Genomic DNA, 20,086 nt, shown 5'->3' on the forward strand with positions numbered 1-20,086 from the left:
TCAGAGTGAATTTGGTCATAAAAAGTACGTTTTAACAAATATTGTGCTTTGCTAAATCTGAAGAGCTTGCTAAATTCCACCTAGTTCTGATGGCCAAATAGCGATGATGAGAGTTGAGTCATTGTGGGGAGATGAAGATGACGGAAATGAATGATTACGACGAAAACACAGAAAATTCTGCTGTAGACGACGAAGAGGCGAAAGCGGCGGAAAGTGGTGCAGATAGTGAAGAATCGAGCGCCAATGACGCTGATCTTGCTGAAGCGGAAACTTTAACCGTGACTGCGAAGCAGAAACAGCGCCAAGCTTTAGAAGATGAAGTGGCTGCGTTTCTTGCACGTGGTGGGCGCATTACTGAAGTTCCGCCAGGTGAGCATCAAGATTAAGTCTGAATTGACATAAAAAAGCATCACGGTTGTGGTGCTTTTTTATGTTGGTGTGACTCATGTTCGCACTCAAGTGGTTGGTGTAACTCTTTTAAAATACCACATTGTTCAATGGTACGATGTTGTGAACATTGTTGTTTTAAATGGCTTAGATCTTGTTTGAGATGTTCCAGATTTTTAATCTTCTGTGAAACCTCGGCAAGATATTGATCAATCAGATGATCTACCTCCATGCAGGTTTGATTCGGATCTTCGGCTAGACCCTTAAGCTTTTGAATATCTTGTATGGTGATGCCCAGTTCTCGGCAGTGTTTTAAAAATAACAATTCTGAAAGCATTTGTTCCGAATAATGACGGTAATTTCCCGCCGTTCGTTGGGCTTTTTCCAGCAACCCAATTTTTTCGTAATAGCGAATTGTATCTACAGATACACCTGACTTTTTTGCCAATTGTCCAATGCTAAAACTGATCATGCTTGACTCTGTAGTTACTCTAGGGTTTTAAATCACTATAAAAGATTATGTGAGAAAAGTCATGGCAGGGTGTGGTTGCAATACAACATGTTCACCAACACAAAAAATTAGTCCAAAGTTTAGAAAGGCTTTGTGGATTGCGCTCGTTCTAAATGCATTGATGTTCTTCGTAGAGATTATTGGAGGATCACAAGCACGATCTGTGTCATTGTGGGCAGATGCGCTAGATTTTGCAGGTGATGCCGCTAACTATGCCATCTCATTGGCAGTGCTATCCATGACCCTGTATTGGCGAGCAACCGCAGCTTTACTGAAAGGGATTACCATGGCCGCATTTGGTATTTTTGTGATTGTTAAAGTATTCTGGTCATGGTGGCTAGGTGTAACACCTGAACCAATGCTCATGGGGGCGATTGGTGTACTGGCATTGGCTGTCAATGTTATCTGTGCATTGATGCTCTATGCATTCCGTGATGGCGATGCCAATATGCGCTCGGTATGGTTATGTAGCCGTAATGATGCGATTGCCAATATTGCGATTATCGTCGCAGCTGTTGGTGTATTTGGAACTGGGACTATGTTCCCTGATTTATTCGTTGCTTTTGTTATTGCGTATTTAGGTGTTTCTTCTGGTTTGGCTGTGATTAAGCAGGCGAGAATGGAAAGAAAACGAGATCAAGCGAATATCATGACTAAGGCTTAAAACACATTGTTGTTATTTCATATTGAGATGATACGGGGAGATTTTTTAATCTCCCCTTAGGTTTTATTCATCTTGTTGGGTGAGTTCCAAAGCACGTTGGTACGCAACTTTCTTTTTTATACCCGTCAAATCAGCAGCTAATTGTGATGCCGCTTTTACCGATAAATCCTGTAATAAGCGTTTTAACAACTCATCCAGTTTATCCTGCTCCATATCTTTTTCCGCAGATGCTCCACCGACCACAACCACAATTTCACCCTTTTCTTGGTTGTGATCATTTTCGATAAAACTAACCAATTCTTTTAAAGTCATTTTTTTGATGGTTTCAAAAGTTTTGGTAATTTCACGGGCAAAACCTACAGGTCGGTCTTCACCAAAGACTTGCACCATATTTTTGATGCTGTCCAAAATACGATGAGGTGCTTCGTAGAAAATCAAGGTCTGGGTTTCATCCTTGAGCTTTTCAAGCTGGCTGATTCGTTGCGATGCTTTCGATGGTAAAAAACCCTCAAAACTAAAGCGGTCACTCGGTAAGCCCACTGCACTTAATGCCGCAATTGCTGCACAAGCACCTGGTACTGGAATCACACGAATGCCATGTTCTTGCGCTGCACGAACCAACTTGAAACCAGGGTCGCTAATCAGGGGAGTACCAGCATCACTGATTAATGCAACATTTTCTCCTTTTAACATTCTTTGGAGAAGTTGATCAATTTTGTTACTTTCGTTGTGATCATGACACGCTGTGAGTGGAGTTGAGATATTATAATGTTTGAATAATTGAGCAGATTGACGAGTGTCTTCTGCGGCAACTACCGATACAGATTTTAAAATATCAATTGCACGAAAGGTCATGTCATCTAAGTGCCCAATCGGGGTTGCTACAACAAATAATTGAGCACTCATAAAAGGTAACTCCCTAATGTATTACAAAAAATATTGGCTGCTACTATGTTTGGCGGCATGTGTGAGTCCAGTTTATGCGGACGTACTGGTGATTCTACCTGAATCTGGTACGATGGCGCGAGCTGGTCAGAGCATCAAACGTGGTTTCTTGAGCGCTTATACAGCATCTGGCAGCAAAGAAAAAATCATTTTTGTAGATTCTGCGAAAAACAACATCGATACGATTTTTAAGAAAAGGGTCAATAATAAGACTCGACTGATTGTTGGGCCACTGGCACGCCCTGAAATTGAAACAGTGATGCAACTCAAGCCAGCGATTCCCGTGTTGGCACTCAATGATGTAAATACCCAAACCACCAATGTGTGGCAATTTAGTTTAGCCAAGCAACACGATGCCATTGCACTCAATCAATTACTCAAGAAAGACAAAATTAAAAACTTATTGGTGTTGCGCCAAGCGGGAACAGAGTCTGCTACAGAATTGTTTATGATGGCACTTATGTCTGAGTATGGTTCCAATGTTCATGTTGTGAATGAGCTACCGAAGAAACTTGCTCGTAAAGAAGGATTATTATTACTGGGCAATCAGCAGTGGTTAGAACAACTAGGGCCATTGCCTGAAAAAAATATTTATGCCACGGCGCTGAGTATTGAGCAGGACAAGCCGATTCCAATGGGATTGAGTTTTTGTGACACGCCTGCTTTATATAATGGGCAGTGGACTGATGTGATTAGTGCGTATAAAGAACAACCAGAGAATATGGCATTCCAACGTTTATTAGCCTTTGGTGGTGATTCGTGGAGTATTAGCCAGCAATTTTTGAATAGTTCGGATCGACACTTTTCTTTTGAAGGTCGAACTGGGACGATAGATGTGAAGGACGGTAAGGTATACAGACAGCCTTATTGTTACCAACAACAAAAAAAGGGAATTCAGGCCTTAAAGTAAGATAGCGCAAATATGTCACAGCAAAAGCATGACTTAGGGCAATGGGCTGAACAAACAGCGCTTGCTCTTTTGCAGTCTCAGCACTATTTATGTGTAGATCGAAACTATCATTCGCGTTATGGTGAAATTGACTTAATTGTTAAAAGAGACAATGAACTGGTCTTTGTAGAAGTCAAAGCCAGATCAGCGGGGAGTTATGCCGAGGCTTGTGAAGTGATTTCTCAGTCTCAGCAAAGTAAAATAATTAAGACAGCTCAATTGTTTTTACAAAAATATCCACATTATTATGACTTTGATTGTCGTTTTGATGTGATTTGTTTTGATTTTCCACAGAAAATTGCAAAAACAGTACAACCAGATTTTTCAAAATTGCAGTATGATCAGCAATGGATTAAGCATGCATTTACTTTAGATTGATTGATGAATCTAGGGGAAAGCTAAATATTGAAAATTGAACAAATTTGTTTGTGGATAGGGAGTCTTGCCAAGTGTTAAAACGGTTATCGATTACGTTGCTTTGCGCTGCAAGTTTATCAGGGTGTGCAAGTTTTATTTCTGGCGGCACAGGAAGTTCACCTGTTGGTACGAATAGTGGTGAGCGTAGTCTAGGGCAGATTTTTATTGACTCTTCAATCAAGCGTACTGCAAATATCAATTTGTATAAATTAGACCACCGTTTTAAACAGTCACGCATTAACATTGAAAGCTTCCACAGCAATATTTTATTGACAGGGCAAGTACCTGATCCTTATTTAAAACAATTGGCTGAAGATAATTTACGTTCGATGTCTGATGTGAAAGCCGTACATAACTATATTACGGTGGGCGATAAAGTTGGTTATAACACCATTATGCAAGATGCAACGGTGACCGCAAATACTCGTGGTTTGCTCATGAAAGCACCTGTTGTTTCGGATAGCAAAGTTCTTGTGCATACTGAAAATGGTGTGTTGTATGTGATGGGACGTTTAAATACAGCTGAATCAAGAGATTTAGATGACGTCTTACAAAAAGTTGGAAATGTGACTAAAATTGTGACACTGATTGACAATACGGATCAACCTTCAGGCACTGTCGCTAGTTCAACAGCAGCAACACCAATGGTGGGCACTGCAACTACACAGCCTTTAGTTGAGACACCTGTTGCAATTGATCCTGATCAGGCGGAACCTGCGGCCATTACTCCAACTAATCCTTAATTTATGAAGCAACTTATTCAACAAGTACAAGAAAATGTAATAAAGGCGAAAAACCTCTATCAGGAGTTTCGCCTTTATGATTTTGCCAGTTATTCGATCAATTACCTTACACCAAAAGATACCTTTGAAAAAGAAGAGCATCTTGCCTATGGATTGAAAGCAAGACAGCGTTTGGATCTCTATCGAACTAAAAATCCTAAAAAGCAAAGACCGCTTATCGTCTTTGTACATGGTGGCTCTTGGCAGCATGGTAACAAGCGCGAATATCTGTTTATTGGGGAAACGTTTGCGCGTGAAGGTTATGATGTTGCAGTAATTAACTATCATCTTGCACCAGAACATATCTTCCCGACTTTTATTGATGATATTGCTCAAGCCATTCATTATTTAAGTCAAAATCAAGATAAACTGAATATTTCTACCGATAATATCATTCTGATGGGGCATTCTGCGGGTGCTTTTAATGTGATGTCTGTGGTCTATTCTGCTTATTCACAAAACTTTAAATACAAAGATAAGATTCGAGCAATTGTGGGGATGGCTGGACCTTATCACTTTGACTACAAGGGTGATCCTTTAGCTGAACATGCTTTTGATCAGAAAGTATCGTATCAGCAAGTCATGCCGTATTATTTTATCGAGCCGAATCAAATTAAACATTATTTGCTGATGGCTGAACAAGATCAGTTGGTTGGCAAAGAAAATAGTTTTGATCTAGATAAAGCACTCAGAGAAAAAGGCAATCATAGTCATATTGCCGTAATTCCAAAGACGGGACATATTACCATTGTCGCAACGTTAGCGAGTTTGATGAGCCATTATTTCAAAACTAAACGGACCATCTTGCATTTCCTCGATGAAGCATTAGACCCTTAGAAGATAAGTTATTGAGAGTGAATAAAACCCGACTTCTATTTTTAGCAGTCGGGTTTTTGTTTTAGTGATGCATAACTAAAATTCTATAGCGGTTTTTTCCTAAGATTCTTTTTTAACGCTAAATTGTATATTTTCAAGAATCAGATGGATTCCAGTTTGTGGATCGACTCTTAGCGCATTGCAATACCAGATATATTCAACCACATCTAATCGTCGTTCACCTTGTTCTACCTTTTGTACATACGAATGTGGTTTTTCCATGCGTATTGCTAATTCACGCATAGTTAATTTCTGTACTTTGCGCTGACTTTTAAGCCAATGGCACAAAATGTTCATTTCTTTGGTATGAATGCTACTTGTCATTGTACCTATTTATGGTAAATTGACCCAATTACCCAAAATAGGTACAAAATATGTGGAGTAATATATGAACCTTGCTAGCTCTGAGTTGAAGGTCAAGAAAAAAATAAATGATTTAAACGTGTTCCAAAATCAAGAAATAGACATGAGAAATTGTGATCTGAAACGTTTGTATCTTCCAAATAGAGATTGAGAAGGCATGGTGGGAGAGATGAGTCACAATCAAGATGTAAAAAATTGGGCAGAAGATTTGATTAAGGAGGAGGTGAGTGCTCGCTTTTTATTACGACCACAACCACTTGATTCAGAGGTGTTTCCTCTGGAGGTCGTTCCTGCAACATTGGCAAATCTATTTCATTTTTTAGCTCGCAATGAAAGCGGACGATGTGAGGAAATACTTTATCCTGCCGTTCAACAATTGTTTAGTGGCTATCCGCTGGCACAACAAAAGTTAGCTGAAAATATTCTGAAGATGGTTTCTGGTCGGGGAATAGAGTCAATTTCCTCACAATTATTGAATATTTCAGATCTTTTAGATATGCAAGCACGTGATTGGATCATCCAGCAAGCATTAAGGATTATGTTCTACCGACAATGGTCTGATGAGAAAGTCAGACATACCTTAAAATATTTATCAGAAGCGTTGTTAATTGATTCACAGCAAATGAAAGCAATTATTGATGATATACAAGCATAGACGGATGAAAAGCATTTTAGACGTCAAATAGTTTGAACTATTAAAATGCTTTGAGTTTAACCAACTTATGCATTGTCAATAATTTGCATAATCATGCTATGGGCAATACTGCCTTTAAATGGAATTTCTGGAAGTTGATCAAATTTAAAAAATGCCGCTTCACTGATTTCCTCGAGCTGTAATTGGATATCACCTGAATCATATTCAGCATGAAAGGCAATCATTAAATTACTTGGAAACGGCCAAGGCTGACTCGACATATAACGAATATTTTTAAGTTTGAGTCCAACTTCTTCAAATGCCTCGCGTTGCACGGCCTCTTCCAATGTTTCACCCACCTCGACAAAACCAGCAATCAAGCCATGCATATTACTTTTGTTATGCGCTGATTTGGCAAGCAAAATCTCATCACTACCTTTGGTGATAATGGTAATGATGCAAGGCTGCACACGTGGGTATTGATGGTAAGCACAACTCGGGCAAACCATGGCATATTCTTTAGGATGGATTTCCGTGGCATGACCACAGTGGCTACAGAATTTGTGGTTACGTCGCCATTCAAGCAACTGCACTGCACGGCTGGCTTGTAAAAAATCGCTGCTTGACCATGATTGAATCAATTCCCGAATTGGGACTAATTGATAGCCTTCAGGAATAGATTCATGCTCAAGTAGATCACGTGCAATGACGTGATCATTATGATGGATGGGGAGGTCACTTGCTAATTTCTCAACTTGAGGAAGTTGAAGGTTTTGGTCGACTAACAGTTTTTGGTGTTGAAAAATATAAGCAAGTGATAGTTGAGTCATTATGCGGCTATGGTTTGTAATTGCTGACTGTTTGATAATGCCACATCAAACATAGATTGCAATACAGGTTGCTTGTTCTTTAAGTTCTCAACCAGTAAATCCAAACCTGCAACAACGTTTAAGATGCAATTAATTTGTTCTGCATCGAGAGGCTGATTTTGTGCCAAGCGAGATTCAGCAAAGTGCGCTGCACCTAATAAAGCGGTTTGTTGCGCAGAACTACCCAAGAACAGGGCAGCACCAGAAAGCTCTTTTAGATACACTGGCAATGCTTCTAAGCTATGGGCTGTAGGATCTTGCACATAGAGACTTAAGGTTTGCGTTAAAGTATCAATCAGTGTTTTGGTTTCAGTCAGTAACGCTTTATGTGCTTCATCTAAACGATCAAGCGAGATCTGCATATTATTGACACGTAACTGTAAACGACTAGACGTGTAATTGCGTTCCAAAATTCCAATCGAATTCATTGAAGCTAAAATACTGTTCATTAACTGTTGTACCGAAGTCGCATCAGTTAATGTATTTGGTTGGCTTAATTTTTCTGCTTGCTGAGTTAACTCTCGCGCTGCTTCATTGAGATTCAGTACTTTGAAAACATTTGAAAGCTGGTGTAGCTTTTGTTGCAGTTCTTGGGTTTTTTCAGCTGACATATTTTGATGATTATACTCAATCTCATTACGGATTTGAGCCATCTCATCTGTCATTAACTGGCTAATCGTGTGCACAGTTTCGTAGTCAGGGCCATATAAATGGCGGCTTAATACCTGTAGCTGTGTATCGCTGAGTAACTCATCACCAATATTGAGTTGATCACGAATATGCTGTGACACATCATCTTCTTGGCTAATACAAATACATAGAATGTCTGCAAGATCAGCAATGCTGTTTTTAAAGCTAGTTGATTGAGCGAGGAATTTACCGATATTGGTTTCAATTTGAATCAACGTGCGTAAGCGTGCTTCGGTAATTGAAAGCTCATCAATATGGCTTAAGCCTACATTGACCAACTGCCAGTATTGTTGACTTGGTTGACCTGTCGCTAAACCTGCAAGATAAACACCGACCAATTTGATCCCTTGTAGATCAAGCGGGGTTTCAGATTGCTTAATGAGCTTGTTTAAACACAATTTATAAAGTTGATGAATATATTGTGATTGTTCCAAGCTTGGTGCTTGAGGCAAATTAAAACTCGGGGTAATGAACTCAAGCAATGGTTGTACCGTTTGACCTTCTTTGGTCAGTGGCTTACCTAAGGCTTTTTCTAAACGGTTCAGTGTATCGAGTAGGAATTGAGGAACTTTTACTTCACGTAAACAAATGAATTCGATATAACGCTTCAGCATCGTAGTGCCTTCACTGAGCGCAATAACATCATTGGTTTGGATTTGCTGTGGTTGCGCCATAATTTTGCGCATCAGCTCGGCAGAGTATTGAGTAATTTGTGATAAATGCGGCATATCAATTAACGCGAGAACTTGCGTACATTGTTCAAATTGGTTCAGCGCATCATCAATCCCGAAAGGTAATGCTTGTTCTTCGGCAAGGGTATTGACTGCTGTTTCTACCAATTTAATCGAGTTGTCGATTTCATTTTTTATTATTAATAATGCCGTTGGGTCGAAATGAATCGAGGTTTGGTAAGACATATGACCTACACCTTTCCTAAGTTGTTATATCCATGGACCTCCTTTTTTAGGAGGCCTAAATCTTTAAAGGTTAATATAACTTAACTTTAGAGCCTTGAAATACAAAAAATTACATTGACTGGAAAATTTATTTTGCGAAAAGGCAAGGCTCTCCATGTTTTTGCTCAAATTGTTTGACCCAGGTCTCATGTTCATTTAATTCATGTTCAGACGGTTGAATCACAGGTAAGTCAACTTGGACACGTAGGCGGGTGGATTTATTTTGATTTTGTTCTGTTTGAGAAAGGGCATCCATATCAAATGAGACTTGCCCACCCGTCATGGCAAGGTAAACATCGGCTAAGATTTCAGCATCGAGTAAGGCACCGTGGAAAGTACGATCTCGCGCTGGAATTTCATAACGGCGTACCAAAGCATCCAATGAGTTCTTTTGACCAGGGTGCTTATTCTTGGCCAGTGCCAAGGTATCGGTAACCTCACAAACCTCAGACAATAACGGTAAGCCAGCACGTTTGAACTCCATATCTAAGAAGTTCATATCGAAGGTCGCGTTATGCGCGATAATTTCAGCGCCTTTTAAGAAGGCAAAAAGCGTATCTGAAATTTCAGCATATTTGGGTTTGTCTTTTAAGAAGTCATCGCTGATACCATGCACATTTTCAGAGTCACCGACAGGTTTTTCTGGATTGATATAGATATGAATTGAACTACCCGTGAGTTTACGGTTGATCATTTCAATTGCACCGACTTCAATAATACGGTCGCCATCTTGATAATAAAAACCTGTGGTTTCCGTATCAAGGATGAGCTGGCGAGGGCCTTGTAGATGTACTTTGGCTTCTGTAATGACAATATTTGGATGCTGATTTAATGGAGCTGCTTCGACGGCCACTTCATCTGATACTGCGTTATCTTCCATATTATCCAAGACTTCTTCAAGTTCTGATTCTTCGATCATTTCATCGCTATCCATATCAATATCTAATCCGAAAGGGTCATTTAAGAGCCAATCGGATTCAGGCTTTTTTGTATCAGCGTTAGCCTGTGTTGGTGATTTAAGTTGTTGAGCGATTTGTTCTGCACCTAAATTTGCCAATTGGTCTGCCATTTCATTACCCGCATGTCCTGCATGGCCTTTAATCCAGTTCCATTCGATCTCTCGGTTAGCACAGACCGCATCTAGTGTCTGCCATAAATCAGGATTTTTAACATCTTTCCAATTTTTCTTTTTCCAACCATGAATCCATTCAGTAATACCTTGTTTTACGTAATTGGAGTCTGTCCAAATAATTAAACGGGCATCGGTCGGGCAAAAAGAAACGCCTTCGATCGCAGCTTGAAGCTCCATACGGTTATTGGTTGTTTCAGGTTCGCCACCAAACAGCTTGTGTTCACCTTGTTCGGTAATGACATACGCGCCCCAACCCCCAAGACCTGGGTTACCCTTGCATGCGCCATCAACGTAAAGTGTGATTGTTTGTGACATATTTGAACCTGAACAATAAGCAGAATAAGAAGTTGAATATTTTAATTGCACAAAAGGCTGGTCAATATCCAAGTGTTACTTAAGCATATAACAAAAGAATAGGACTTTTACTTGAACTAAAATAAGCAGGGAATTTTAGCATCCCCATAACAATAACAGCTATTGTAAAGCTAAATTTGGCGTCTGAACGTTACAAAACTCATCTTTTTTAATTTCTTGTAACATTTCCATGCAAATCACGTTAAATTATTGCCTTGTCTAAGTGACATGCTTTACTACAATGGCTAGGTCTGTTGACGTTTCACAGATGACAGAAGAGTTGTGCCTTGTGCTGTGATCAAAGCAGTGCTTTGCGCTTGTTCAGATCATGGCTAGAACTTCTCCAAACTGCGTTGTGAAACTTGACAAAGGGTAGCGATTGTCTTTGTCCTATGCCTTATTTGAATGGTTTAGCCTATAACGTAATGCATGGTTGAAACATCAATAGACCCTAATTAAGAAATAAACTAGCGTGAGTTGACTGGAAGTTTTTATGTATAAATCGAGCACATTGGTGTCGCAAACATCTGCAACATCATTATTCAAAATTACTGTACTCACTTCTGCTCTCGTTGCGTTGGGAATCACCACAGGTTGTTCTTCAACACCTCAATCAAGTAAAACTTCATCTTCAAAGCAAGTTGGTTCAGGTTATTTAGATGCAAGCAGTTTAGATTCACTTGAAGACTTACTTTCTGCTACGGACATGCGTGCTGTAGAGGGTGACCGTTTATTGGTTCTGAAACATGGTGATGTGTGGAAGCGAATGACGGTTGGATTCAAGATGGACTTGAACCATTGGGATTCACGAATTGAAGCACAACGTAGCTGGTTTATTTCGCGTCAACCTTATTTAGATCGTTTAAGCGCGCGTGCCAGCCGCTATTTATATCACACAGTAAAAGAAGCTGAACGTCGTGGTATGCCGACAGAATTGGCATTACTACCGATTATCGAAAGCTCTTATGACCCTGCAGCAACCAGTAGTGCAGCAGCAGCAGGTTTATGGCAGTTCATTCCAAGTACAGGGCGTATTTATGGTTTGCAACAGACCAGCCTGTATGATGGTCGTCGTGATGTGGTTGAATCGACACGTGCAGCATATGAATTCTTTGGTAGCTTATATAATCAGTTTGGTTCGTGGGAACTTGCATTAGCTGCATATAATGCGGGACCAGGTCGTATTCAGCAGGCAATTAATCGTAACCGTGCAGCAGGTTTGCCAACAGATTATTGGTCATTGAAACTTCCACAAGAAACCATGAACTATGTTCCACGGTTCTTGGCTGTTGCTCAAATTATTAAAAACCCAAGTGCATATGGTGTGAGTTTACCGCCAATTGCAAACCGTCCTCACTTCCGTGAAGTGAGTCTGGCTGGTCCAATGGAACTCAATCAAATTGCATCGATTACGGGCTTAAGCCGAGCTGAACTCTATGCACTGAATCCAGCGTATCGTGGCGAAATGGTTGACCCAATGAGCCCAATGCGGATTTTAATTCCAGCAGATTTAAGTCCCTCGATTGATGCGAAATTACGTTCTGGTAAGGCCAGCTCTGGCGGATTCTGGGCAAGCAATAAAACCCCACCTGCGATGAATAATAGTCCGTTGAATAGCTCAACGACGATTCGCACAACGACCAATAGTGGACAAAGTATTACGACATCCACCGCAACGCCACCCAATTTAACGGCAAGTAATACTACACGTCCAACAACTTCTTCAACCAGTACCCGTAAAGTCAATACGCCTAGAGGTTCGGATGCATTGGCTTCATTCGCCGCAGGAGCTGACGTACCAAGTGCACCACGTATCCCTGTTGCCATTACACCTGCTGCGAATGTTAAACCAGTAAAAATTGAGCCGCCGATTTCTACTAAAGAGCGTGAGCAAATTACAGCTGCAATTAAAGAAGAAGGTAAAAAGGAAACGGTTGCACAAGTGTTAGAGCCACAAGCGACTCAAGCTGAGAAAGATCAGGTTGTCGCAGAAATTAAGGCGATCGCACCAAAAGGCACAGAAATTGTTGATCCATTCGACGGCAAAATTAAATTGACAGCGATTCAAACCAGTCAATCGGTTGCTGATGAAAAAGGTCAAGAGGTGAGTCGAGGCTTCTCTTATCCAAAAAACTTGGTTGAAGATACTGCGACTGCAAACAGTGAAGACGCCAAACGCAACCAAGGCAAGCCATATATTAAAACCGATACAGATGTTGTCGTTGTTGCACCGAAAGGCAAGCGCAGCACCTATGTGGTACAGCCGGGCGATACCTTAGCGGTGATTGCGCAAAAAAATGGCGTGAACTGGCGTGATGTTGCTAAGTGGAACCAGATTGATCCAAACGGTACATTATTCGTTGGTGCAAGCTTATATTTATATGATGCCAAACCAGAAGCACCTAAAGCTGCTGAAAAGCCAGAGAGCTATGTGGTACAGTCGGGTGATAGTTTAACCAACTTGGCTTCACGCTTTGATTTAACTCTGAAACAGTTGGCGGATTATAATAATTTGTCTGTGACTGATGGCTTGTTCGTTGGGCAAAAATTAACATTGATTGAGCCAAAGAATAATACCCGTACAACGCAACAGGCAGCGCGTGCGACTGACAGTAAGGCAACAACGACTCAAAAAGTTGCAACCAAATCGTATACGGTGAAGCGTGGCGAATATTTAAAGCTGATTGCGGATCGTTATGCATTGTCGAATCAGGAATTAGCTGATTTGACCTCTGGTTTAACTGCGAGCAGTAGCTTGTTCGTTGGACAAAAAATCAATGTGCCGTTACACGAAGTTTCTCAGACTCAGGAAACATCTGAGCCAACGAAGACGAACGTAAAATACGAAAATGTAAGTGCATCGACTAACTATAAAACTGAAAGTTATACCGTACAGCGTGGCGACACCTTATCAAGTATTGCAACCAAGTCGAAAATTAGCTTGAGCGAGTTGGCTGAGCTAAATAATTTAAAGTCAAATAGCGGCGTGCGTTTGGGTCAAAACATCAAGATTCCTGCGGGTTCAACTGTACCTGATCAGTATGTGGTGCAGTCGGGTGATAGTTTGAATGCGATTGCAGCCAAGTACAATCTGCAACTGAGCTATGTTGCTGATCTAAATGGCTTGGAAAGAACGTCGGGTGTACGTGTTGGTCAACGTCTGAAATTGACGGGTGATGTGCCTACAAAAACCACTGTAAGCAATACGAGCAAATCGAGAGAAGAAGCTACACCTGATGTTTATACGGTTAAATCTGGTGATACTTTAGGCAATATCGCGAGTCGTCATAATTTACAGCTTGATTATGTTGCTGGTTTAAATGGTTTAACGCGCGGCAGTAATGTTCGTATTGGGCAAAAGCTCAAATTGACAGGTGATTTGCCGAAAGCTGAAACCGCAAAAGTAGACAACAGCAAAACAACACCAAAAGCATCAGCACCAAGCCGTAATACTGAAAGATATAGTGTTAAAGCAGGTGAGTCTTTGAACAGTATTGCTAATCGTTTTGGGATGTCTGGTCGTGAACTGGCTGAGCTAAATGATCTGAAAGCCAATGCAAGCCTGCAACGTGGTCAAAGTATTTCAGTGCCTAAAACAGTGAGTGAATACAAAGTAAAACGTGGTGATACGCTGATTGGTTTGGCAAGCCGCTATGGTTTAGATACTGGTGCGCTGGCAGAAATGAATGATTTAACGCCAAGTACCCAGTTACGTATTGGTGACGTGATTAAAGTGCCTAACCTGTAATTGTAAATGATTCATTTACGCTTAATCAAAAGGCTTAGTCTATACGCTGGACTAAGCCTTTTTGCTCAGTCTTCATTTGCAGTGATGCAAACCACGCCGTATTTGGCGATGCATGTACAGCCTAAATATGCACAGTTGAAGGTGATGCCTTATGCCAATGCGAATGCACCGAAGGGTGGTACACTGAGCCAATCGAGTTTAGGGACATTTGATAATTTAAACAGCATGAATGGCAAGGGCAGTTCAACCGAAGGCGTCAATTATTTATTTGATAGTTTGATGGATCGTTCGCTGGACGAGCCGCGTGTGATGTATCCGCTGCTTGCAGAAAAGGTCAGTTATGATCCTGATCAGCTGCAATCAGTAACTTTTCACTTGAATCCACAAGCACGATTCAATAATGGTCAGCCTGTAACTGCTGAAGATGTGAAATTTACCTTCGATACTTATCAGACCAAAGCCAATCTAGGTTTTCAAATGTATTTGTCAGATTTGGCTAAAACTGAAGTGTTAGCTAAACATCAAATCAAATTTATTTTTAAGTCTAAGAACAATGTGGAAATGCCACTGATTGTAGCGAGCCTGCCGATCTACTCAAAATTGGATTGGAAAAATAAGGATTTTGGTCGTGTCACCCTTCAACCGATTGTCGGTTCAGGTCCTTATGTGGTGGATCGTATAGATGCAGGGCGTAGTATTAGCTATAAGCGCAGTCCAAATTATTGGGGCAAAGATTTGCTAGTAAACAAAGGCCGCTATAATTTTGATCGACTGAAATATGTGTATTATCGAAATTTAGATGTGAGTTTTGAAGGGTTTAAATCTCGACAATTCAATTTGTACGAAGAAAAAAATATCCGTAATTGGGTCACAGCCTATAACTTTCCAGCAGCGAAATCAGGTTTAGTCAAAAAGTATAAAGCACAGTTAGGTACTCCTCTAGATATCCAAAGCTTGGTGTTTAATATCCGCCGTGCGCCACTCAATGATATTTATCTGCGTCAGGCATTAACCTACGCTTATGATTTTGAGTGGCAAAATAAGGCACTGTTCTTTAATCAAAATAGACGGTTACAAAGTTACTTTGATAATACTGATTTAGCTGCAACTGGTCGCCCGAGTGCTGCTGAATTAAATGTATTAAAGCCATATTTGGGCCAATTCAATCCAGTGATGCGACAAGGTATTTTGGCTGATTGGCGCTATCCTGTTTCCGATGGCAGCGGTTTCAATCGGCAGAATTTATTGACCGCACAACACATTTTAAAAGATGCTGGTTATCTAATTCGCAATGGACAGTTATATGATCGAACGGGTAAAGCCATTCGAATTGAATTGTTGATGCAACAGGAAAACCCACAGCGTGAATTAATGCCCTTTGTGCGGAATTTGAAGCGTTTGGGTATTCAGGTTCAACTACGGCAGGTGGATGTACCACAATATATGGAACGGATTCGTCATCAAGATTTTGATATGATGGTGTTGAAATTGCCCCAGACTTTAACCCCAGGAAAAGAACAAGCTCAATTCTGGGGAAGTGCTGCTGCAGATGAGGCAGGCAATTATAATTATTCAGGGATCAAGAATCCTGTGATTGATCAGATGATCGCGAAAATTGTAGCGGCAAAAACACGCGAAGAAGTGGTGTTGTACACGCGAGTGCTCGATCGTTTATTACGTGCAGGATATTACCAAATTTTGACTTATGGAAAACCTGAACGTTGGTTTGCCTACTGGGATATCTATCAGCAGCCTTCGGTTAAGCCGAAACTTTCTGTAGGATGGGAGTATTGGTGGGTGGATACAGATAAGGTTAAGAAACAGGAGCAGTCTATACAAAAGCATTAATTTGAATGGTTTTGACTAGCGTTTGATGAAGTCGTTAGATTAATATAACGGAGTCTTACCGAGTTCTCATCTTTATTTCAGGATAAGCTTTCAGCTGGAGTTACTTTGGTTTCGCCCAAAGTAACCAAAGGCATTGTCATCCACAAAACCTGTTTACTTATTGGACCTCTTTTATTATTTCGCAAAAACATTATCTTGTTTAAAACATGCAGGTTGTGGATGACGTTTCCGCGTATTTTATCTCATGTTAGATTTCATAAAAACTTAGTAAATAAATTAATAAGGGTTCGATTTCAATGGTTCACTATATTCTAAAAAGAATGTTATTGATCATCCCGACATTATTTTTCATTTTATTGATTAATTTTTGTATTGTGCAAATTGCCCCAGGCGGACCAGTCGAACAAGCGATTCAGCAAATCCAAAATGCGCAAGGCTTAGGGGTAGGCAACAGTGCGCCCTCAGGTTTGACTACCTTGGCGCAATATGAAGGTGCGCGTGGCTTAAGTCCAGAAATGATTGAAAAAATCAAAGCCCAGTATGGTTTTGATCGTCCAGCAGCAGAACGTTTCTGGCTCATGCTTAAAGGTTATATGCATCTGGATTTTGGTAGCAGTTTTTTTAAAGATAAACCTGTGACCCAACTGTTATACGAAAAGCTGCCTGTTACGCTGTCTTTGGGCTTGTGGAGCACCTTCCTGATCTATCTGATCGCAATCCCGCTCGGCATTAAAAAGGCCAAAAATAATGGCTTGCTGTTTGATCAATCTACTTCCTTATTATTAGCCGTGACTTATGCCATTCCATCTTTTGTATTTGCTATTGTTTTGATTGTTTTTTTTGCTGGGGGCAGTTATTTGCAGTGGTTTCCCTTGCAAGGTTTAGTTTCTGAGAACTTTGCCCAATTGAGCCTTTGGGCAAAAGTACAAGATTATTTATGGCATATGAGTTTACCCATCTTGAGTATGGTATTGGGCAGTTTTGCCGCGCTGACTTATTTAACGAAGTATTCATTTGTTGAAGAGCTGCAAAAGCCTTATGTACTGACTGCAAGATCAAAAGGACTGAATGACAATCAGATTCTTTATGGACATGCCTTTCGCAATGCAATTTTAGTGGTTGTGGCCGCTTTACCCGAAGCCTTGGTCGGCATTTTCTTCGTCGGTAATTTATTTATCGAAATTATTTTTAATTTAGATGGAATTGGTCTATTAGGTTTTGAAGCGATCACTCAGCGTGATTATCCTGTCATTTTTGGGACTTTATTTTTATTTACCTTATTCGGAATGATATTGCGTTTAATCGGTGATGTACTCTATCAAGTGATTGACCCACGCATTGATTTTGAATCAAGAGGTGGAAAATAATGTCCCCTTTGATGCGTGCGCGTTTTGATCGATTTAGACAAAATAAATTGGGCTTTCGCTGTCTGATTTTATTTTTAATGATCTTTGTATTGTCCTTATTTGCTGAATTGATTGCCAATGACAAACCGTTGTTGGTTCGTTATCAGCAGTCTTTTTATTTCCCGATCTTGAACGATTATCCAGAAACCACCTTTGGTGGTAGTTTTGAAACAGCGACAGATTATCAAGATCCTGCGGTAAAACAACTGATTCAAAGACAAGGATGGATGATCTCACCTCCCGTCACTTTTTCTTATCAAACACCAAATTTATCATTGGCAGTACCCGTACCTTCAGCGCCGAGTTCACAAAATTGGCTTGGAACTGATGACCAAGGTCGTGATGTATTTGCCCGAATTTTGTATGGTCTGCGTGTTTCTCTTTTATTTGGGTTTGCTTTAACGCTGTGTTCTGCGGTGATAGGCATCATGGTTGGCGCAATACAGGGCTACTATGGGGGCTGGGTTGATTTAATCGGGCAGCGGATTTTGGAGGTCTGGGGCGGCTTGCCGATGTTGTTCATTGTCATGATCTTGGTGAGTATGTTTAGCCCCAGTATTTATTGGCTATTTTTGATCATGTTGCTTTTTGGTTGGACTGAGTTGGTTGGGCTCGTACGTGCAGAGTTCTTGCGTGCGCGCAATTTTGATTATGTCCGTGCAGCGCAGGCGTTGGGCGTAACGGATCATAAAATTATCTTTAAGCACATTTTACCGAATGCAATGAGTTCAAGTCTGTCGCAGATTCCGTTTATGCTGACCGCCAATATTATTGCCTTAACTGCACTGGATTTTTTAGGTTATGGCTTACCGCCTGATGCTGCATCATTGGGTGAATTATTATTACAAGGCAAGAATAATCTAGATGCACCGTGGTTGGTGCTGTCTGGCTTTTTCACTTTGGCAATTGTGCTTTCGTTATTGATTTATATAGGGGAGGCTGCACGTGATGCATTTGACCCAAGACGATAAACCGCTTGATCAATCACCGTTATTAACGGTTCAACAACTCAGTATTCGCAGTGAAACAGGACAAAGCTTGCTTGAAAATTTGAGCTTTGATTTATATCCAGAGCAGACGATTGCACTGGTTGGAGAGAGTGGTTCAGGTAAAACCATTAGTGCGTTGGCTGTACTAGATGTGTTGCCTGAACATTTTACAGTACAAGGCAAAGTGGAACTCGATGGAGAAAACTTGCTGGCTTTGAGCCAGAGTCAGTTACAGCAGATACGCGGTAAACGTATTGGCATGATTTTTCAAGAGCCGATGACCGCTTTAAATCCTTTGCACAAAGTAGAACAGATGCTGGGCGAGAGTCTAATGCGACTTGGTATTGCCAAGACCGAGATTCGAAAACGGTGTGTGGAGCTATTGCAGGATGTTCACATAGATGATCCAACACGTATTCTGCAATGCTATCCACATGAGTTGTCTGGCGGGCAGAGGCAACGAGTCATGTTGGCAATGGCTTTAGCTTTAGAACCAGAAATTCTGATTGCTGATGAACCAACCACGGCTTTAGATGTAGTGTTACAAGCGCAAATTTTAACGCTGTTAAAAGGCTTGCAGCGGCAGCGAAAGATGGCGATTATTTTGATTAGCCATGACCTGAACTTAGTCAAGCATTATGCAGATCATGTCGTGGTACTTAACCAAGGACGTGTTGAAGAACAGGGGACTACTGCAAAAATATTTACTCATCCCCAAACCTCATATACACAAAATCTGCTTCATCATGATTTTGGACAAGCTTTGCTGCTACAGCCTTCACAGACCTTACTTAAGCTAAATGATGTTAGGGTAAAATATCCGCTTAAGCATGGTTTATTCAATCAAGTTAAAAGCTATAAGATTGCAGCAGAATTCATCCAGTTTAGCCTGTCTCAGGGAGAGGCTTTAGGCATCGTTGGAGAAAGTGGTTCAGGTAAATCATCGTTGGCCTTAGCGATCGCTAGACTGATTAGCAGTGAAGGTCAAATTCATTTTCAGGCACAAGATTTAAACCTGTTGACTCAAAAACAGCTTCGACCACTTCGACGTGATTTTCAGATTGTGTTTCAGGATCCTCTTGGTAGCCTGAATCCTCGTATGTCAGTTGAACAGATCATTACAGAAGGGCTCCATCTTCAACCCATTTCAACGCAACAGTGCCAAGCTGAAGTTGACGCTGTTTTGGCAAAAGTCGAATTATCTTTAATGGACAAAGATAAGTATCCGCATCAGCTTTCTGGCGGGCAACGGCAACGTGTGGCACTTGCAAGAGCATTGGTGCTCAAACCAAAGTTACTGATTCTGGATGAACCGACCTCCGCCTTGGATCGGACTACGCAGTTGGCTATCATTCAATTGTTACGTCGTTTGCAGCAGCAAGAACACATCAGCTATATCTTTATCAGTCATGACTTACAAGTCATTAAAGCACTGTGCCAAAAAGTCTTAGTGATGCATCAAGGCAAAGCCTTGGAATATCAACCTACAGCACTTTTATTTAGCCAGCCTCAGACTGAATATACCCGTCAGCTTATTTCTGCTAGCGAATATTAGCATTGTAATTA

The 20,086-nt window shown here is 40.8% G+C and carries 18 protein-coding genes; 12 read left to right on the plus strand and 6 right to left on the minus strand.

Annotation, left to right across the window (positions count from 1 at the left end):
- Positions 1-137: 137 nt before the first annotated feature.
- Positions 138-386: a hypothetical protein gene (locus tag GBI66_RS11630; RefSeq protein WP_151716216.1), complete on the plus strand. Its 249-nt coding sequence runs from the start codon at positions 138-140 to the stop codon at positions 384-386.
- A 23-nt stretch (positions 387-409) separates the two neighbouring features.
- Here GBI66_RS11630 and GBI66_RS11635 read toward each other — a convergent pair whose 3' ends face one another.
- Positions 410-859, minus strand: a complete 450-nt coding sequence (locus GBI66_RS11635; protein WP_151716217.1) for a MerR family transcriptional regulator — start codon at positions 857-859, stop codon at positions 410-412.
- A 61-nt stretch (positions 860-920) separates the two neighbouring features.
- Here GBI66_RS11635 and GBI66_RS11640 point away from each other — a divergent pair, with 61 nt between their 5' ends.
- Positions 921-1,562 carry a cation transporter gene (locus GBI66_RS11640; protein WP_005183928.1) on the plus strand — a complete coding sequence of 214 codons (642 nt, stop codon included), beginning with the start codon at positions 921-923 and terminating at the stop codon, positions 1,560-1,562.
- 63 nt (positions 1,563-1,625) lie between these two features.
- Here the strand turns inward: GBI66_RS11640 and rsmI are convergent, their stop codons facing one another.
- The gene (gene rsmI, locus GBI66_RS11645) at positions 1,626-2,468 is read right to left on the minus strand and encodes a 16S rRNA (cytidine(1402)-2'-O)-methyltransferase (RefSeq protein ID WP_005183927.1); all 843 of its coding nucleotides are present in this window, start codon (positions 2,466-2,468) and stop codon (positions 1,626-1,628) included.
- Between the two features lie 16 nt (positions 2,469-2,484).
- Between rsmI and GBI66_RS11650 the strand changes: the two genes are divergently transcribed.
- From GBI66_RS11650 to GBI66_RS11665, 4 genes are all read left to right on the plus strand, one after another.
- Entirely contained in the window at positions 2,485-3,417 is a 933-nt protein-coding gene (locus tag GBI66_RS11650) for a penicillin-binding protein activator (protein WP_151716218.1), read from the plus strand.
- A 12-nt stretch (positions 3,418-3,429) separates the two neighbouring features.
- Positions 3,430-3,834, plus strand: a complete 405-nt coding sequence (locus GBI66_RS11655) for a YraN family protein (protein ID WP_005183923.1) — start codon at positions 3,430-3,432, stop codon at positions 3,832-3,834.
- Positions 3,835-3,905: 71 nt separating this feature from the next.
- A complete protein-coding gene (locus GBI66_RS11660) occupies positions 3,906-4,616 on the plus strand; it encodes a BON domain-containing protein (protein WP_151716219.1) in 711 nt (236 codons plus the stop codon).
- A 3-nt stretch (positions 4,617-4,619) separates the two neighbouring features.
- A complete protein-coding gene (locus tag GBI66_RS11665) occupies positions 4,620-5,492 on the plus strand; it encodes an alpha/beta hydrolase (RefSeq protein ID WP_151716220.1) in 873 nt (290 codons plus the stop codon).
- Positions 5,493-5,591: 99 nt separating this feature from the next.
- Here GBI66_RS11665 and GBI66_RS11670 read toward each other — a convergent pair whose 3' ends face one another.
- Entirely contained in the window at positions 5,592-5,855 is a 264-nt protein-coding gene (locus GBI66_RS11670; RefSeq protein WP_151716221.1) for a helix-turn-helix domain-containing protein, read from the minus strand.
- A 208-nt stretch (positions 5,856-6,063) separates the two neighbouring features.
- Here GBI66_RS11670 and GBI66_RS11675 point away from each other — a divergent pair, with 208 nt between their 5' ends.
- On the plus strand, positions 6,064-6,549 hold the full coding sequence (locus GBI66_RS11675) for a hypothetical protein (protein ID WP_228267295.1): 486 nt from the start codon (positions 6,064-6,066) through the stop codon (positions 6,547-6,549).
- Positions 6,550-6,614: 65 nt separating this feature from the next.
- On the opposite strand, the gene nudC is transcribed toward GBI66_RS11675, so the two are convergent.
- From nudC to dnaQ, 3 genes are all read right to left on the minus strand, one after another.
- Positions 6,615-7,358 carry an NAD(+) diphosphatase gene (gene nudC / locus GBI66_RS11680; protein ID WP_005183912.1) on the minus strand — a complete coding sequence of 248 codons (744 nt, stop codon included), beginning with the start codon at positions 7,356-7,358 and terminating at the stop codon, positions 6,615-6,617.
- Positions 7,358-9,004, minus strand: coding sequence for a chemotaxis protein (locus GBI66_RS11685; RefSeq protein ID WP_151716223.1), 1,647 nt, complete (start codon positions 9,002-9,004; stop codon positions 7,358-7,360). The genes nudC and GBI66_RS11685 overlap by 1 nt, the downstream gene beginning before the upstream one ends.
- Positions 9,005-9,131: 127 nt before the next feature.
- Entirely contained in the window at positions 9,132-10,490 is a 1,359-nt protein-coding gene (gene dnaQ, locus GBI66_RS11690; RefSeq protein WP_151716224.1) for a DNA polymerase III subunit epsilon, read from the minus strand.
- Positions 10,491-11,022: 532 nt separating this feature from the next.
- Between dnaQ and GBI66_RS11695 the strand changes: the two genes are divergently transcribed.
- The 5 genes from GBI66_RS11695 (at position 11,023) to GBI66_RS11715 (ending at position 20,075) form a co-directional block, all read left to right on the plus strand.
- Entirely contained in the window at positions 11,023-14,277 is a 3,255-nt protein-coding gene (locus GBI66_RS11695; RefSeq protein ID WP_151716225.1) for a LysM peptidoglycan-binding domain-containing protein, read from the plus strand.
- Between the two features lie 6 nt (positions 14,278-14,283).
- Positions 14,284-16,125 (plus strand): extracellular solute-binding protein, encoded by a 1,842-nt coding sequence (locus GBI66_RS11700; RefSeq protein ID WP_151716226.1) that lies wholly within the window; start codon positions 14,284-14,286, stop codon positions 16,123-16,125.
- A 296-nt stretch (positions 16,126-16,421) separates the two neighbouring features.
- Positions 16,422-17,492, plus strand: a complete 1,071-nt coding sequence (gene yejB / locus GBI66_RS11705) for a microcin C ABC transporter permease YejB (protein ID WP_151716227.1) — start codon at positions 16,422-16,424, stop codon at positions 17,490-17,492.
- Positions 17,492-18,502 carry an ABC transporter permease gene (locus GBI66_RS11710; protein ID WP_151716228.1) on the plus strand — a complete coding sequence of 337 codons (1,011 nt, stop codon included), beginning with the start codon at positions 17,492-17,494 and terminating at the stop codon, positions 18,500-18,502. The genes yejB and GBI66_RS11710 overlap by 1 nt, the downstream gene beginning before the upstream one ends.
- Positions 18,480-20,075 (plus strand): ABC transporter ATP-binding protein, encoded by a 1,596-nt coding sequence (locus GBI66_RS11715; RefSeq protein ID WP_151716283.1) that lies wholly within the window; start codon positions 18,480-18,482, stop codon positions 20,073-20,075. Before GBI66_RS11710 ends, GBI66_RS11715 begins: the two co-directional genes overlap by 23 nt.
- Positions 20,076-20,086: the final 11 nt, after the last annotated feature.

Origin of the sequence: Acinetobacter sp. TUM15071, assembly GCF_008980925.1 — a bacterium.
GTDB classification, from domain to species: Bacteria; Pseudomonadota; Gammaproteobacteria; order Pseudomonadales; family Moraxellaceae; genus Acinetobacter; species Acinetobacter dispersus.

What these genes read in the sequence shown, in the direction of transcription:
- GBI66_RS11630 (WP_151716216.1), top strand. Translation starts at nt 138, where the DNA reads ATGACGGAAATGAATGATTACGACGAAAACACAGAAAATTCTGCTGTA.
- GBI66_RS11635 (WP_151716217.1), bottom strand. Translation starts at nt 859, where the DNA reads ATGATCAGTTTTAGCATTGGACAATTGGCAAAAAAGTCAGGTGTATCT.
- GBI66_RS11640 (WP_005183928.1), top strand. Translation starts at nt 921, where the DNA reads ATGGCAGGGTGTGGTTGCAATACAACATGTTCACCAACACAAAAAATT.
- rsmI (WP_005183927.1), bottom strand. Translation starts at nt 2,468, where the DNA reads ATGAGTGCTCAATTATTTGTTGTAGCAACCCCGATTGGGCACTTAGAT.
- GBI66_RS11650 (WP_151716218.1), top strand. Translation starts at nt 2,485, where the DNA reads ATGTATTACAAAAAATATTGGCTGCTACTATGTTTGGCGGCATGTGTG.
- GBI66_RS11655 (WP_005183923.1), top strand. Translation starts at nt 3,430, where the DNA reads ATGTCACAGCAAAAGCATGACTTAGGGCAATGGGCTGAACAAACAGCG.
- GBI66_RS11665 (WP_151716220.1), top strand. Translation starts at nt 4,620, where the DNA reads ATGAAGCAACTTATTCAACAAGTACAAGAAAATGTAATAAAGGCGAAA.
- GBI66_RS11670 (WP_151716221.1), bottom strand. Translation starts at nt 5,855, where the DNA reads ATGACAAGTAGCATTCATACCAAAGAAATGAACATTTTGTGCCATTGG.
- GBI66_RS11675 (WP_228267295.1), top strand. Translation starts at nt 6,064, where the DNA reads ATGAGTCACAATCAAGATGTAAAAAATTGGGCAGAAGATTTGATTAAG.
- nudC (WP_005183912.1), bottom strand. Translation starts at nt 7,358, where the DNA reads ATGACTCAACTATCACTTGCTTATATTTTTCAACACCAAAAACTGTTA.
- GBI66_RS11685 (WP_151716223.1), bottom strand. Translation starts at nt 9,004, where the DNA reads ATGTCTTACCAAACCTCGATTCATTTCGACCCAACGGCATTATTAATA.
- dnaQ (WP_151716224.1), bottom strand. Translation starts at nt 10,490, where the DNA reads ATGTCACAAACAATCACACTTTACGTTGATGGCGCATGCAAGGGTAAC.
- GBI66_RS11695 (WP_151716225.1), top strand. Translation starts at nt 11,023, where the DNA reads ATGTATAAATCGAGCACATTGGTGTCGCAAACATCTGCAACATCATTA.
- GBI66_RS11700 (WP_151716226.1), top strand. Translation starts at nt 14,284, where the DNA reads ATGATTCATTTACGCTTAATCAAAAGGCTTAGTCTATACGCTGGACTA.
- yejB (WP_151716227.1), top strand. Translation starts at nt 16,422, where the DNA reads ATGGTTCACTATATTCTAAAAAGAATGTTATTGATCATCCCGACATTA.
- GBI66_RS11710 (WP_151716228.1), top strand. Translation starts at nt 17,492, where the DNA reads ATGTCCCCTTTGATGCGTGCGCGTTTTGATCGATTTAGACAAAATAAA.
- GBI66_RS11715 (WP_151716283.1), top strand. Translation starts at nt 18,480, where the DNA reads ATGCATTTGACCCAAGACGATAAACCGCTTGATCAATCACCGTTATTA.